The organism is Klebsiella sp. GG_Kp175 (assembly GCF_040062325.1).
Taxonomy (GTDB): domain Bacteria; phylum Pseudomonadota; class Gammaproteobacteria; order Enterobacterales; family Enterobacteriaceae; genus Klebsiella; species Klebsiella quasipneumoniae.
In genome coordinates this window covers 179,544-192,583 of record NZ_JBEAFX010000002.1, presented here as the reverse complement: position 1 = coordinate 192,583, position 13,040 = coordinate 179,544, and the positions used below count along the sequence as shown (strand labels likewise).

At 58.2% G+C, this 13,040-nt stretch carries 13 protein-coding genes; 6 read left to right on the top strand and 7 right to left on the bottom strand.

The features are described 5' to 3' along the window. Positions 1-148 precede the first annotated feature (148 nt). Positions 149-937 carry a trehalose-phosphatase gene (gene otsB / locus ABLU73_RS04110; protein ID WP_004203436.1) on the top strand — a complete coding sequence of 263 codons (789 nt, stop codon included), beginning with the start codon at positions 149-151 and terminating at the stop codon, positions 935-937. Then, positions 912-2,336, top strand: a complete 1,425-nt coding sequence (otsA, locus tag ABLU73_RS04105) for an alpha,alpha-trehalose-phosphate synthase (protein ID WP_004203435.1) — start codon at positions 912-914, stop codon at positions 2,334-2,336. Before otsB ends, otsA begins: the two co-directional genes overlap by 26 nt. 23 nt (positions 2,337-2,359) lie before the next feature. Here the strand turns inward: otsA and uspC are convergent, their stop codons facing one another. Continuing rightward, a complete protein-coding gene (gene uspC, locus ABLU73_RS04100) occupies positions 2,360-2,788 on the bottom strand; it encodes a universal stress protein UspC (RefSeq protein WP_004203433.1) in 429 nt (142 codons plus the stop codon). A gap of 348 nt (positions 2,789-3,136) precedes the next feature. Between uspC and ABLU73_RS04095 the strand changes: the two genes are divergently transcribed. Then, positions 3,137-4,720 (top strand): MFS transporter, encoded by a 1,584-nt coding sequence (locus tag ABLU73_RS04095; protein WP_017900226.1) that lies wholly within the window; start codon positions 3,137-3,139, stop codon positions 4,718-4,720. Between the two features lie 4 nt (positions 4,721-4,724). Then, positions 4,725-5,864: a glycoside hydrolase family 105 protein gene (locus ABLU73_RS04090; RefSeq protein WP_004203430.1), complete on the top strand. Its 1,140-nt coding sequence runs from the start codon at positions 4,725-4,727 to the stop codon at positions 5,862-5,864. Positions 5,865-5,924: 60 nt separating this feature from the next. Here the strand turns inward: ABLU73_RS04090 and argS are convergent, their stop codons facing one another. Beyond that, complete coding sequence (argS, locus tag ABLU73_RS04085; RefSeq protein WP_004203428.1) at positions 5,925-7,658, bottom strand: arginine--tRNA ligase; 1,734 nt, start codon at positions 7,656-7,658, stop codon at positions 5,925-5,927. Positions 7,659-7,894: 236 nt separating this feature from the next. Between argS and ABLU73_RS04080 the strand changes: the two genes are divergently transcribed. Both ABLU73_RS04080 and cutC read left to right on the top strand, forming a co-directional pair. Continuing rightward, a complete protein-coding gene (locus ABLU73_RS04080) occupies positions 7,895-8,464 on the top strand; it encodes a VOC family protein (RefSeq protein ID WP_017900224.1) in 570 nt (189 codons plus the stop codon). 76 nt (positions 8,465-8,540) lie between these two features. Beyond that, the gene (gene cutC / locus ABLU73_RS04075) at positions 8,541-9,284 is read left to right on the top strand and encodes a copper homeostasis protein CutC (protein WP_022066256.1); all 744 of its coding nucleotides are present in this window, start codon (positions 8,541-8,543) and stop codon (positions 9,282-9,284) included. An 80-nt stretch (positions 9,285-9,364) separates the two neighbouring features. Here the strand turns inward: cutC and cmoB are convergent, their stop codons facing one another. From cmoB to ABLU73_RS04050, 5 genes are read right to left on the bottom strand one after another with little or no spacing between them, the layout of a single operon-like run. Then, positions 9,365-10,369, bottom strand: coding sequence for a tRNA 5-methoxyuridine(34)/uridine 5-oxyacetic acid(34) synthase CmoB (cmoB, locus tag ABLU73_RS04070; protein ID WP_017900222.1), 1,005 nt, complete (start codon positions 10,367-10,369; stop codon positions 9,365-9,367). Then, entirely contained in the window at positions 10,366-11,109 is a 744-nt protein-coding gene (gene cmoA, locus ABLU73_RS04065; RefSeq protein ID WP_004203422.1) for a carboxy-S-adenosyl-L-methionine synthase CmoA, read from the bottom strand. The genes cmoB and cmoA overlap by 4 nt, the downstream gene beginning before the upstream one ends. A 39-nt stretch (positions 11,110-11,148) precedes the next feature. Further along, positions 11,149-11,544, bottom strand: coding sequence for an MAPEG family protein (locus ABLU73_RS04060; protein ID WP_004203421.1), 396 nt, complete (start codon positions 11,542-11,544; stop codon positions 11,149-11,151). Positions 11,545-11,596: 52 nt separating this feature from the next. Further along, positions 11,597-12,415, bottom strand: coding sequence for a DUF72 domain-containing protein (locus ABLU73_RS04055; RefSeq protein WP_004203419.1), 819 nt, complete (start codon positions 12,413-12,415; stop codon positions 11,597-11,599). Further along, positions 12,412-12,978, bottom strand: coding sequence for a hydrolase (locus tag ABLU73_RS04050; protein ID WP_017900220.1), 567 nt, complete (start codon positions 12,976-12,978; stop codon positions 12,412-12,414). Before ABLU73_RS04050 ends, ABLU73_RS04055 begins: the two co-directional genes overlap by 4 nt. Between the last annotated feature and the right edge of the window lie 62 nt (positions 12,979-13,040).

Below are 13,040 nucleotides of genomic sequence, written 5' to 3'. Positions count from 1 at the left end.
TTTTAAGTCTACAGAGTAATTGCCGCCAGCGCCCGTTTCGCTGGCGGTATCTATCAAAAATGGCGAGGTTGGTCACACTGTCTATACTTACATGGCTAACATATAATTAACAACCAGCTTCGGCTGGCCATGATAAGGAGGAAACAGGGTGGATAACCAGATATCTGTACCGCCTGCGCTAACCGGAAACTACGCTTTTTTCTTTGACCTCGACGGTACTCTTGCCGATATCCAGCCGCACCCCGATCAGGTGGTGATACCCGACAACACGCTGCAGGCGCTCAACGCGCTGGCCCGGCAGCAGGGCGGGGCGGTGGCATTGATTTCAGGGCGCTCAATGGCTGAACTTGACGCGCTGACCCATCCCTGGCGGCTACCGCTGGCCGGCGTTCACGGGGCCGAGCGCCGTGATATCAATGGTAAAACCTATATTGTCTCTCTGCCGTCGGCCCTGCGGGATGAAATCGCGGCTGAGCTGAGCTCGGCACTGCAGGCGCTCCCCGGGTGCGAGCTGGAGAGTAAAGAGATGGCCTTCGCGCTGCACTACCGTCAGGCCCCGCAGCAGCAGACCGCGGTGCTGGAGCTGGCGCAGCGCATTGTTCAGCGCTACCCGCTGCTGGCGCTGCAGCTTGGCAAGTGCGTGGTGGAGATTAAACCCCGCGGTGTCAACAAAGGGGAGGCGATCACTGCCTTCATGCAGGAAGCGCCGTTTGCCGGTCGCGAACCGGTTTTTGTCGGCGATGATTTGACCGACGAGGCGGGATTCAGCGTGGTGAATCAACTGCAGGGAATGTCGATAAAAGTTGGCGCCGGGGAAACTCAGGCGCACTGGCGGTTGGCGGATGCCGCCGCCGTAAGGACGTGGTTGCAACATCTGGCGTATGACGCGCAAACCGAAAGGAGGGATGACCATGAGTCGTTTAGTCGTAGTCTCTAACCGTATCGCCTTACCGGACGATAAAAAATCGAGCGCTGGCGGTCTGGCCGTCGGCATCCTGGGGGCACTGAAAGCGGCAGGGGGTCTGTGGTTTGGCTGGAGCGGCGAAATTGGCGATGACCAGCAGCCGCTGAAGCAGGTCTCCCGAGGAAATATTTCATGGGCATCGTTCAACCTTAACGAACGTGACCATGATGAATACTACAACCAGTTCTCTAACGCCGTGCTGTGGCCGGCCTTCCACTATCGTCTTGATCTGGTCAGCTTCCAGCGCGAAGCCTGGGAGGGATATCAGCGAGTTAACGCCATGCTGGCGGACAAGCTTCTACCGCTGATCGAGCCAGATGATACGTTGTGGATCCATGATTACCATCTGCTGCCCTTCGCCAGCGAACTGCGCAAGCGCGGGGTCAACAACCGCATCGGCTTCTTCTTGCATATTCCTTTCCCGACGCCGGAGATTTTTAATGCGCTACCGCCGCACGCTGAGCTGCTGGAGCAACTGTGCGACTACGATCTGTTGGGCTTCCAGACTGAAAGCGACAGAACCGCCTTTCTCGACAGCATTGCCATGCAGACCCGACTCTCCGACCTCGGAGACAAACGCTATCAGGCGTGGGGTAAAGCGTTTAGCACCGAGGTTTATCCGATAGGGATCGATCCGGACGAGATTACGCGCAACGCCAAAGGTCCGCTGCCGCCGAAGCTGGTCCAGCTGAAAAACGAGCTCAAAAACGTGAAGAATATCTTCTCAGTGGAGCGCCTTGACTACTCGAAAGGGTTGCCGGAGCGGTTCCTCGCCTATGAGACGCTGCTCGAAAAGTATCCTCAGCATCACGGTAAGATCCGTTATACCCAGATCGCGCCGACGTCCCGCGGCGATGTGCAGGCCTATCAGGATATCCGCCACCAGCTGGAAACCGCAGCCGGACGCATCAATGGCCAGTTCGGCCAGCTTGGCTGGACTCCGCTTTACTATCTGAACCAGCATTTTGACCGTAAGCTGCTGATGAAGGTCTTCCGCTACTCTGACGTTGGGCTGGTGACGCCGCTGCGCGATGGCATGAACCTGGTGGCGAAGGAATACGTGGCGGCGCAAGATCCGGATAACCCTGGCGTACTGGTCCTGTCGCAGTTTGCCGGCGCGGCGCAAGAGCTGAACAGCGCCCTGATCGTCAATCCCTACGATCGCGACGAGGTTGCTGCCGCGCTGGATCGCGCCCTAAGCATGCCGCTGGCGGAACGTATTGCCCGTCATTCCGCGATGCTGGATGTGATCAGAGAGAATGATATTCATAACTGGCAGGCGCGCTTTGTCGACGATCTGCAGCATATTTCGCCGCGCAGCGAGGAGAGCCGCCTGCGGGGGAAGATAGCCACGTTCCCTAAACTGGCCTAGTTCAGGAAAAGGGCTAACCGGCGTTAGCCCTTTTCAAGGGAAACCAGCAGGACATCGACGCCGCAGCTGCCGACGATATTTTTCGCCGAGCAGGTGGCGCGCGAAAAAAGGGAATGATTATGATTGCCGCAGATCACCAGATCGACCTGGTGTGACCGGCAGAAGTCCTTAATATGATGGCCCAGTTCGCCGCAGGCGATGGTCATTTTTTCTATCGGGTAGTCCGCGTGACGCGCCAGCTCGTTGAGAAAATCACGCGTCTCTTCCTGCATCACCTCGCGCAGATTTTCCATCATCGGCGCGGCGAACTGGTTATACAGCTCCGGATCCGTGGCGAGGGTGATAAAGCTCACTTTCGCGTTCACGGGGCGGGCAATTGACACCGCTTTTTTAATTAATACCTGACTCTCCGGCGTTGGCGCGACGGCAACCAGCAGATGTGAATAAGGCATCTGGCCTCCTTGAGATACGCGGAATAACCCTTTCTTTCTTTACTCCTGTTTACCCTGCTACGCAAGGGCCGCTCCCGTGATTTGCGACGCTCTTCGCCAGTCCGTGTTTCCCCGACAAGATCACATAAATGAACCTAATTTTTTATTTAAAAGAAATGCTGTTTTATAAATGAGTGAAGTTGAGACATCGTCTCTTTGTCATTTTGCCATCGGCGGTTCTTCCGTGGCAAAAACACAAAGGTAACGTCGTTTCACTGCTTTTAGTGTAGCCAGGTACCCACTCCCTTCCGGTGGCAAATCCGGAAAGATTGTCGGCGTTCTCTTAAAAAAAGACACAGGATCACGGCGATGAAAACACGAAAGATTGGACTGGCTAACTACCTGGCCTACGGCGCGGGCGATTTTCTCGGCGCCGGCACCACGGCGCTAACCGCCGCATGGCTGCTCTACTTTTACACCACCTTCTGCGGACTCTCCCCGATAGAAGCCACGCTTATATTCGCTTCCGCCCGCGTACTGGATGCGGTGGTGAGCCCGCTGATGGGCTTTCTCACCGATAACTTCGGCACCACCTGGCTCGGCAAGCGCTTCGGCCGCAGAAAATTCTTTATTCTGCTCGGCATCCCCTGCGTATTCAGCTACTCGGCGATGTGGGTCGGCGAGATGGGATTCTGGTACTACCTGGTCACCTATCTGCTGTTTGATATGGTCTACACCATGATTCTGGTGCCCTACGAGACGCTGGTGCCGGAGATGACCGATGACTTTAAACAGAAAACCAAATTCTCCGGCGCGCGCATCTCAATGGCGCAAATGTCGGCGATTTTAGCCTCCTTTTTGCCGGGGATCCTCCTTACCTGGCTCGGCAAAGATAATGCCAGCTCGTTCTTTTATGCCAGTCTGGTGTTCTCGGTCCTGTGCGCGGTGATGCTGACCTTCGTCTGGTGTTTCACCTGGGAGCGGCCGCGTGAGGCCTGGTCAGAGGCGGCGCTGCGGGCGGAAGCGGAAAAACAGAACCTCACTCTCGCCCAGAGCCTCAATCGCCTGGTGATTGAGCTGAGCTCTACGCTGCGGATAAAAATTTTCCGCCAGCACCTCGGCATGTATCTGGGGGGCTATATCGCCCAGGACGTCTTCAATGCCGTGTTTACCTACTACGTGGTCTTTGTTCTGATGCAGGAAGCTTCTGTCGCCTCGAATCTGCTGGGGACGATGGCGATTTTCCAGTTTATTGCCGTGATCGCCATGATCCCGCTGTGCATTCGCTTTGGCCCCGCGCCGTCGTACCGCATGGTGGTGGTCCTCTTTGGCCTGAGTTCGCTCTCCTATGCGCTGCTCTATTACGCCGGACTGAGCGACGTCTATTCATTATTGTTGCTCATCTCTGCTGTCGCCGGACTGGGACGCGGCGGGATTAACTACGTGCCGTGGAATACCTACACCTATATTGCCGACGTCGACGAAGCGATCACCGGCCAGCGCCGGGAGGGGATTTTTGCCGGCATCATGACCCTGACCCGCAAAGCCTCGCAGGCGGGGGCGGTGATGCTGGTGGGCATCATTATGCAACTGTCGGGGTTTGTCTCCGGGCAAAAAATACAGCCTGAAGGGGTCAGCCATACCATTCTGCTGATCCTCAGCGTCGGTACATTGGTGGTGTTAGCCTGCGGCTTCCTCGTTTCACTGCGCTTCAAACTCAATCTGCACACCCACAGCGTCCTGCGCAGCGAAACCCTCAGAATGCGCGAAAGCGGTCACGCCCGGCCGGAGCTGACCAGTGCGGAACACCGCGCGGTGGTCGAGATGCTGGCGGGGATGCCCTACGACTGCCTGTGGGGGAATAACAATATTGGCTATCTGAATCGTCATAAACCTGCTGCCCCGGCGCTCACCCAGGGCGGCGCTTTGAATTCGACATATACCCGAGGTTAACAACATGAAAGTTTGGCCGGTCAAACATAGCCCATTACTCTGTCAGCCTGAGCGTTTTATCGCCCGCAGCGAACTGCAGGCGCTGATCCGCAACGTGACGCAAAACCTGGTGAATATTAAGGATGAGAGCGGGCAATTTTTACTGCGCCTGGATGACGGGCGCGTTATTGATACCAAAGGCTGGGCCGGCTGGGAGTGGACCCACGGCGTCGGACTGTACGGCATCTATCAGTATTATCAGCAAACCGGCGATATCGAGATGCGCGATATCATCGACCGCTGGTTTGCCGACCGCTTCGCCGAGGGGGCAACGACCAAAAACGTCAACACCATGGCGCCGTTCCTGACCCTGGCTTATCGCTTTGAAGAGACCGGATGTAAGGCGTATCTGCCGTGGCTGGAGAGCTGGGCGGAGTGGGCGATGTATGAGATGCCGCGTACCGAGCAGGGCGGTATGCAGCACATCACCCTGGCGGAAGAGAACCACCAGCAAATGTGGGATGACACGCTGATGATGACCGTGTTGCCGTTAGCCAAAATAGGCAAGCTGCTTCACCGTCCGCATTATGTGGAGGAGGCGACCTATCAGTTCCTGCTTCATGTGCAAAACCTGATGGACCGGGAAACCGGACTGTGGTTTCACGGCTGGAGCTATGACGGTCGGCATAACTTTGCCCGGGCGCGCTGGGCACGGGGCAACAGCTGGCTAACCATGGTGATCCCGGATTTTCTTGAGTTAGTGGATCTTCCAGAAGGGAATGCGGTACGGCGCTATCTGACCGAGGTGCTGAACGCGCAAATTGCCGCTTTAGCGAAATGCCAGGATGACAGCGGCCTGTGGCATACCCTGCTGGACGACCCGCACTCTTATCCTGAGGCTTCGGCGACCGCCGGCTTTGCCTACGGCATACTTAAAGCGGTGCGCAAGCGATATGTCGGGCAGCACTATGCCGGGGTGGCAGAAAAAGCGATTCGCGGAATTGTGCAGAATATATCGCCGCAGGGGGAGCTGCTGCAGACTTCCTTTGGCACCGGAATGGGGTCAGACCTCGATTTCTATCGCCAGATCCCACTCACCTCGATGCCCTACGGCCAGGCGATGGCGATCCTCTGTCTGACCGAGTATCTGCGCAAGTATTTCTGAGCAAGAGAGCCCGCTGGCGCGGCGCCTGAAAAAATTAACCCGGCTTTCGCCGGGTTGGTTTTACATACGCTCGACGGTTTCGATACCGAGGGTATCAAGACCCAGCTTGAGGGTTTTCGCCGTCAGCAGCGCCAGCTTCAGGCGGCTGTTGCGGGTCGCTTCGCTCTCCGCGCTGAGGATCGGGCAGTGCTCGTAGAAACCGGAGAACAGGCCCGCCAGATCGTAGAGGTAGGCGCACATCACGTGCGGCGTCCCTTCGCGAGCGACCACGGAGAGGGTCTCTTCAAACTGCAGCAGGCGCGCGGCCAGCTGGGCTTCGCGATCTTCTGCAATCACCACCGGCGCGTCGGTGAGGGCGTTTTCGTCAATGCCGGCTTTGCGGAACACGGAGAGCACGCGGGTATAGGCATACTGCATATACGGCGCGGTGTTGCCTTCGAACGCCAGCATATTATCCCAGTCGAAAACGTAGTCGGTGGTGCGGTTTTTCGACAGGTCGGCATATTTCACCGCGCCGATACCCACCACTTTCGCCAGATTTTCCAGCTCATCAGCGGACATCTCCGGGTTCTTCTCGGCCACCAGGCGACGCGCGCGCTCCAGCGCTTCGTCCAGCAGATCCGCCAGCTTCACGGTGCCGCCGGCGCGGGTTTTAAACGGCTTGCCGTCTTTACCCAGCATCATGCCGAACATATGGTGCTCCAGCGGCACGGAGTCCGGCACATAGCCTGCCTTGCGCACGATGGTCCACGCCTGCATCAGGTGCTGGTGCTGACGGGAGTCGATGTAGTAGAGCACGCGGTCGGCGTGCAGCGTTTCATAGCGATACTTCGCACAGGCGATATCGGTGGTGGTATAGAGGTAGCCGCCATCCTTTTTCTGGATGATGACGCCCATCGGTTCGCCTTCCTTGTTTTTATACTCATCAAGGAACACCACGGTGGCGCCTTCGCTCTCAACGGCCAGCCCTTTGGCTTTCAGATCGGCGACGATCCCCGGCAGCATCGGGTTGTACAGGCTTTCGCCCATCACGTCATCGCGGGTCAGCGTCACATTCAGGCGATCGTAGGTGATCTGGTTCTGCGACATGGTGATGTCGACCAGCTTACGCCACATCTGCAGGAAGTACTCATCGCCGCCCTGCAGCTTAACCACGTAGCTGCGTGCGCGCTCGGCGAAGGCTTCGTCTTCGTCGTAGTGTTTTTTCGCTTCGCGATAGAAACCTTCGAGGTCGGCCAGGGCCATTTCACCGGCGTTTTCCTGCTGCTGTTTTTCCAGATACGCGATCAGCATGCCGAACTGGGTGCCCCAGTCGCCGACGTGGTTGGCGCGGATCACCTTATGGCCAAGAAACTCCAGGGTACGGACCGAGGCATCGCCAATGATGGTCGAACGCAGATGGCCGACGTGCATCTCTTTCGCCACGTTCGGCGCCGAGTAGTCGACGACGATGGTCTGTACCTGCGGCGTGGCGACGCCCAGGCGTTCGGACTGCAGCGCGCGGTTGACGTTGTCCGCCAGGAACGCGGGGTCAAGGAAAATATTGATAAAGCCCGGCCCGGCGATTTCAACCTTGCTGGCAATGCCGTTGAGGTCAAGATGAGACAGTACCTGCTCTGCAAGTTGTCGCGGCGCCATGCCCAGTTTTTTGGCGACAGCCATCACGCCGTTGGCCTGATAGTCACCGAACTGAACTTTTGCTGACTGGCGGACCTGAGGTTCGCAATCGGCAGGCGCGCCTGCCGCGATCAGGGCCTGGCTGACTTTTTCTGAGAGAAGAGCCTGAATATTCACCGGAATACCTTACGTGTAATGCGCCAGCCCCCGAGGGAGGCGGCGCCGGAATGTGGACAAATTAGGGCGGGAGTATACTGCATTTGTCCCCGTCCGTCAGCATCGCGCGCGGCCCGGCGGCGTGGGCAATCCATCGCCGGTCAGTCACGCATCGGCAGGGTGGCGGTTGGTCCGCGGCCGGAAACACGGTAGATTAGCCTTTTTATTATTGACGAACCTAATTGACGAGCAAACCCATGGCGAACTGGCAGCAGATTGAACAACTGGCCGATATTACGGCGGATCTCCCGCGATTTTCCGATGCGCTGCAGCGCTTCGCTGCGCGAGTGGGACTGGAGATCGGCGGACTCGACGCCGACCATATCTCCCTGCGCTGTCATCAGAACGCTACCGCGGAGCGCTGGCGCAGCGGTCTGGCGCAGTGCGGCACTCTGCTGTCGGAGAATATAATCAACGGCCGGCCTATCTGCCTGTTTAAACTGGCGGAGCCGGTCTGCGTGGCGCACTGGCGCTTCCATATCGTTGAGCTGCCGTGGCCGGGTGAAAAGCGCTATCCCCATGAAGGCTGGGAGCATATCGAAATTGTCCTGCCCGGCGATCCGGCTACCTTAAATGCCCGCGCTCTGGCGCTGCTGGCCGATGACGGACTCAGCCAGCCGGGGATCGTCGTCAAAACCAGCTCGCCGAAAGGGGAACACGAGCGCCTGCCTAATCCCACCCTGGCGGTCACCGACGGCAGCGTGACGGTCAAATTTCATCCGTGGTCTATTGAACAAATCGTCGCCAGCGAGCAAGCCGATACGTAACAGTGTGAAGCTGCGCGGCGTCTGCCGCGTGAAATCATGACATGCTAAGAAAGTTGTCTGGATCAGGGAGTGAGGAATGGCGGTACTGGAAGTTTGTTGTTACAGCATGGCGTGCGCCCGGGAAGCTGAGCGCTGCGGCGCCGATCGTATTGAACTCTGCGCCGCGCCGCAGGAAGGGGGATTAACCCCCTCTTACGGGGTGCTGGTCTCGGTCCGCGAGGCGATTACTCTCCCGGTGCATCCGATTATCCGCCCGCGTGGCGGCGACTTCTGCTATACCGAAGAGGAGTTCGCCGCGATGCTTAGCGACATCCGCATGGTGCGGGAGCTCGGCTTTCCCGGGCTGGTGACCGGCGTACTGGATGTCGATGGTCAGGTCGATATCCCGCGGATGAAAAAAATAATGGCTGCGGCCGGGCCGCTGGCGGTGACCTTTCATCGCGCGTTCGATCTGTGCGCCGACCCGCGTCAGGCCTGGGAGACGCTGGGTGAGCTGGGGGTTAAACGTATCCTGACTTCCGGTCAGCAATCCTCGGCGGAGAAAGGTATTTCATTAATTACGGAACTTATTGCCGCAGGGGATACTCCAATCATTATGGCCGGTGCGGGAGTGCGCGCCGCGAACCTGCCGCTGTTTCTGCAGGCGGGGGTGAAAGAGGTTCATAGCTCTGCAGGCCAGTGGTTGCCATCGGAAATGCGCTTTCGTCATCCAGGCGTTTCGATGTCAGCTGATCCCGATGCGGACGAATACAGACGCTACGCCGTGAATGGCGCAGCGGTGGCGGAGATGAAAAAGATAATTTCCGCTAACAGAAGTTAAACGGTTTTTGCTGCACATCATGTCGCCCAATATGATGATTGCCCGTACCAGGCCCCTGCCCATTAAACAGGGGCCTTTTTTTATCTCGCTTTTTTTGCCAGCGACTGCTGGGTTTCCGGTTTAGTGGCAATGATCACAGCCCGTAATGGCGCCGGATAGCCTTCCACGGTTTTGCGCTGATCTCGCGGGTCGAGGAAATCGGCCAGCGATTCGCTGGTCATCCATTCTGTGCGCCGCTGCTCCTCCGTCGAGGTGACGCAGGCGTCGACGATGCGCACATCGATAAATCCGCACTTCTCCAGCCACATTTTCAGGGCCGCCGCCGAGGGGATAAAATAGACGTTGCGCATCTGCGCATAACGGTCGCCCGGAACCAGCACCGTATTTTCATCCCCTTCGACCACCAGCGTCTCCAGCACCAGCTCGCCTCCCGGCGCCAGCTGATCTTTCAGCTGCCACAGATGATCCAGCGGCGAGCGGCGGTGGTAGAGCACGCCCATCGAGAACACGGTGTCGAAGGCCTCCAGCGCCGGCAACTGCTCGATGCCCAGCGGCAGGAGATGCGCCCGCTGGTCGTTGCCGAGGAGCTTACGTACCGCTTCAAACTGACACAGGAACAGCTGGGTGGGATCGATGCCGACCGCCAGATGCGCGCCGGCGCCGATCATCCGCCACATGTGATAGCCGCTGCCGCAGCCCACGTCGAGGATGGTTCGTCCGCTAAGATCGGACAGGTGCGGCAGGACGCGCTCCCATTTCCAGTCGGAGCGCCATTCGGTATCGATGTTGATGCCGTACAGCGAATAAGGCCCTTTGCGCCATGGCATCAGGTTTTTCAGCAGATTTTCTATCCGCAGCCGATGGCCTTCGCTGAGCGGCGTTTCGCTTTCGGCGGTGACGCTGTGCAGGAGGTCCAGACGCCAGGGCGTTAATTCCGGAAGAAACTCAACGGCGCGCTCCCATTCGCGAAACTTGCCGTGCAGGGCCTCGCGCTGCCAGGCGGCTACCTGGGCAGGCAGCGTCTCCAGCCAGTGAGACAGCGGGCTTTTGGCGATCAGCTGATAGAAGTTACTGAAGTCGATCATGCCTGCTCCCCGGATTTTACTGCCACCAGCGAGCCAAAGTTAAAGCACTGGAACCACAGTTCGGCATGTTCGAACCCAGCCTGACGCAGGCGTTTTTTATGGGTTTCCACAGAGTCGGTCAGCATTACATTTTCCAGCATGCTGCGTTTTTGACTGATCTCCAGCTCGCTGTAGCCGTTCGCGCGCTTAAAGTCATGATGCATATTGAACAGCAGCTCGCCGACGTGGGCGTCTTCGAAGCTAAATTTCTCCGAGAGCACCAGCGCGCCGCCGGGATTCAGCCCCTGATAGACTTTATTGAGGATCGCCTGGCGATCGCCCGGCTCAAGGAACTGAATGGTAAAGTTCAGGATCACCAGCGAGGCGTTTTCAATGGCCACATCGCGGATATCCCCTTCAATCACCTCGACCGGCGTCGGTGCTTTATAGGCGTCAATATGGCGACGGCAGCGCTCCACCATCGCCGGGGAGTTATCGATGGCGATAATGCGGCAGCCCGGGTGGCTAATATTGCGGCGCACGGAAAGAGTGGCGGCGCCCAGCGAACAGCCAAGATCGTAAACCTGGGTGTGGGGCTGAACGAAGCGCTCGGCCAGCATGCCGATCATCGAGATGATATTGGAGTAGCCAGGCACAGAACGCTGGATCATATCGGGGAAGACTTCAGCAACCCGTTCATCAAAGGTCCAGTCGCCGAGGCTGGCAATCGGCGCGGAAAAAAGCGTATCGCGGTGAGACATAACGTTAAACCCGAAAAAACGAAAACGGCGTATTGTGCGCTAACGGAGGGAGAAAACCAACTCCCAGGGCATATACCAGAGATTGGCCAGCACCATCAGCAACAACGCGCACCAGGTGGCGCTCATGCCGGAGCGGCGCCAGTGGTAGACACGGTGATGAAAACCCCAGGAGTGCATCAGTCGTCCGAGGATCAATAAAATGCCGCAAACGTGCACCATCCAGGTCTGGGCGCCGTTCATCTCCATAAATAACAGCAAAATGAGGCCAATCGGCACATATTCGACGGCATTGCCGTGAACGCGGATGGCGACCTGCAGCTCGCTGAAGCCGCCGTCGCCATAGCCTACATGGTATTGGGTGCGCAAACGCACCACGTCAAATGAGAACTTCACTAACAATAACGCACCTAAAACGGCATACAGCGCGCTGACCATACGAAAACTCCCTTTAACTCTGGCAGATGGCTCCGGATATGATAGCAGGATATCAGAAAAGAGAAGATTGCTGCGGAATCGACGGCGCATTTCCTAGCGCCGGCAGGGCAGCGCGCAGATCGCCCCACAGGGTATCCACCAGCGCCGGCGCGTAAGCAATGTCGGGGGTATGGAGGAACAGCCACGGCGTCCCCGACTGATGCCATTTCGGCAGCGTCTGCAGCCAGACGCGAAACAGTTCCCGATTATGGACCATATCGTCGCCGCCAATAAAGCGCACCATTGGCTGCCGGGCGGTCATCACTGCATGCACCGGCACCTTCGGTTTCTTTTGTTGCGCGTCGATCATCGCCGGACTGGTGGCCGCGGCGCTGTGGACCGGGCGGCTGTCGAGGATCACGCGGTTGACGTTGCGCTGGTGCAGCCCGCGGTTGAGCTGCTGTTCCGCTTCCCCTTTGGCGAAGAACTCGGGGTGACGAACTTCGACGCCGTAGGTGAAATCCTTCGGTAGCCCATCGAGAAAGTGCCATAGCGCGGGGAGATCGCGAGGACCAAAGGTCGCCGGCAGCTGCAGCCAGTACTGGCCGATGCGCGAGGCCAGCGGCGCCAGGCGGGTGAAGAATTCACTACTTAACTCGTCGCAATGGCGCAGGGCGGCCTGGTGCGAGATAGTCGCCGGGAATTTAAAGCAGAAGCGGAAGTCATCGTGGGTCTGCTCGTACCAGCGGGCGACAATCTCCGGCTTGGGCAGCGCATACAGGGTGGTGTTGCCCTCGACGCAATTGAAGTGGCGGGCGTACTCTTCAAGGCTGGTGATGCCAAGGCGCACCCATTTCGGGTGCGACCACTGGGGAAGCCCAATATAAATCATAACGCGGCGAGGATCTCCTCGGTGCTGCGCACGCGGCCGATGCGCGGGAAAATATGCGTCATGCTGCCCTGATGCTGTTCGGCGGAGGCGGCGCTGCAGGCATCTTCGGCGATGACCAGGTTAAAGCCCAGCTCCCAGGCGTTGCGGGCGGTGGATTCGACACCGATGTTGGTGGAGATGCCGCAGAGAATAATGGTGTCGATACCGCGGCGGCGCAGCTGAAGCTCAAGGTCGGTGCCATAGAACGCGCCCCACTGGCGTTTGGTCACTTCGATATCGCGCTCTTGTTTACCTAGCGCGGCCGGATAGGCCCACCAGTTCTCAGGCAGCGTATGCGCCCCGGCCTGAGCGTCGACAGGCTGTTTCAGCGCTTCGGCGAAATCGGCCGACCAGCCGACGCGGACCATGATCACCGGCGAACCCTGTTGCCGGCATTTGTCTGCCAGGCGAGCGGCGCGCGCCACCACCTCGTCAGCCCGATGTGGGCCGCCGGCGAAAGGCAGAATGCCTTCCTGCAGATCGATCACCACCAGCGCCGTGTTTTTCGCATTGAGTTCTAACATGGTATCCCCGTATCTTCATCTGTTGTCAGGCGGCTACAATACCTTTGCGGCTTCAGCAAAAG

Bases quoted from the DNA above. Each gene is read 5' to 3' on its own strand.
- otsA (WP_004203435.1), top strand. From the start codon at position 912: ATGAGTCGTTTAGTCGTAGTCTCTAACCGTATCGCCTTACCGGACGAT.
- uspC (WP_004203433.1), bottom strand. From the start codon at position 2,788: ATGCCTTATTCACATCTGCTGGTTGCCGTCGCGCCAACGCCGGAGAGT.
- ABLU73_RS04095 (WP_017900226.1), top strand. From the start codon at position 3,137: ATGAAAACACGAAAGATTGGACTGGCTAACTACCTGGCCTACGGCGCG.
- ABLU73_RS04090 (WP_004203430.1), top strand. From the start codon at position 4,725: ATGAAAGTTTGGCCGGTCAAACATAGCCCATTACTCTGTCAGCCTGAG.
- ABLU73_RS04080 (WP_017900224.1), top strand. From the start codon at position 7,895: ATGGCGAACTGGCAGCAGATTGAACAACTGGCCGATATTACGGCGGAT.
- cutC (WP_022066256.1), top strand. From the start codon at position 8,541: ATGGCGGTACTGGAAGTTTGTTGTTACAGCATGGCGTGCGCCCGGGAA.
- cmoB (WP_017900222.1), bottom strand. From the start codon at position 10,369: ATGATCGACTTCAGTAACTTCTATCAGCTGATCGCCAAAAGCCCGCTG.
- cmoA (WP_004203422.1), bottom strand. From the start codon at position 11,109: ATGTCTCACCGCGATACGCTTTTTTCCGCGCCGATTGCCAGCCTCGGC.
- ABLU73_RS04060 (WP_004203421.1), bottom strand. From the start codon at position 11,544: ATGGTCAGCGCGCTGTATGCCGTTTTAGGTGCGTTATTGTTAGTGAAG.
- ABLU73_RS04055 (WP_004203419.1), bottom strand. From the start codon at position 12,415: ATGATTTATATTGGGCTTCCCCAGTGGTCGCACCCGAAATGGGTGCGC.
- ABLU73_RS04050 (WP_017900220.1), bottom strand. From the start codon at position 12,978: ATGTTAGAACTCAATGCGAAAAACACGGCGCTGGTGGTGATCGATCTG.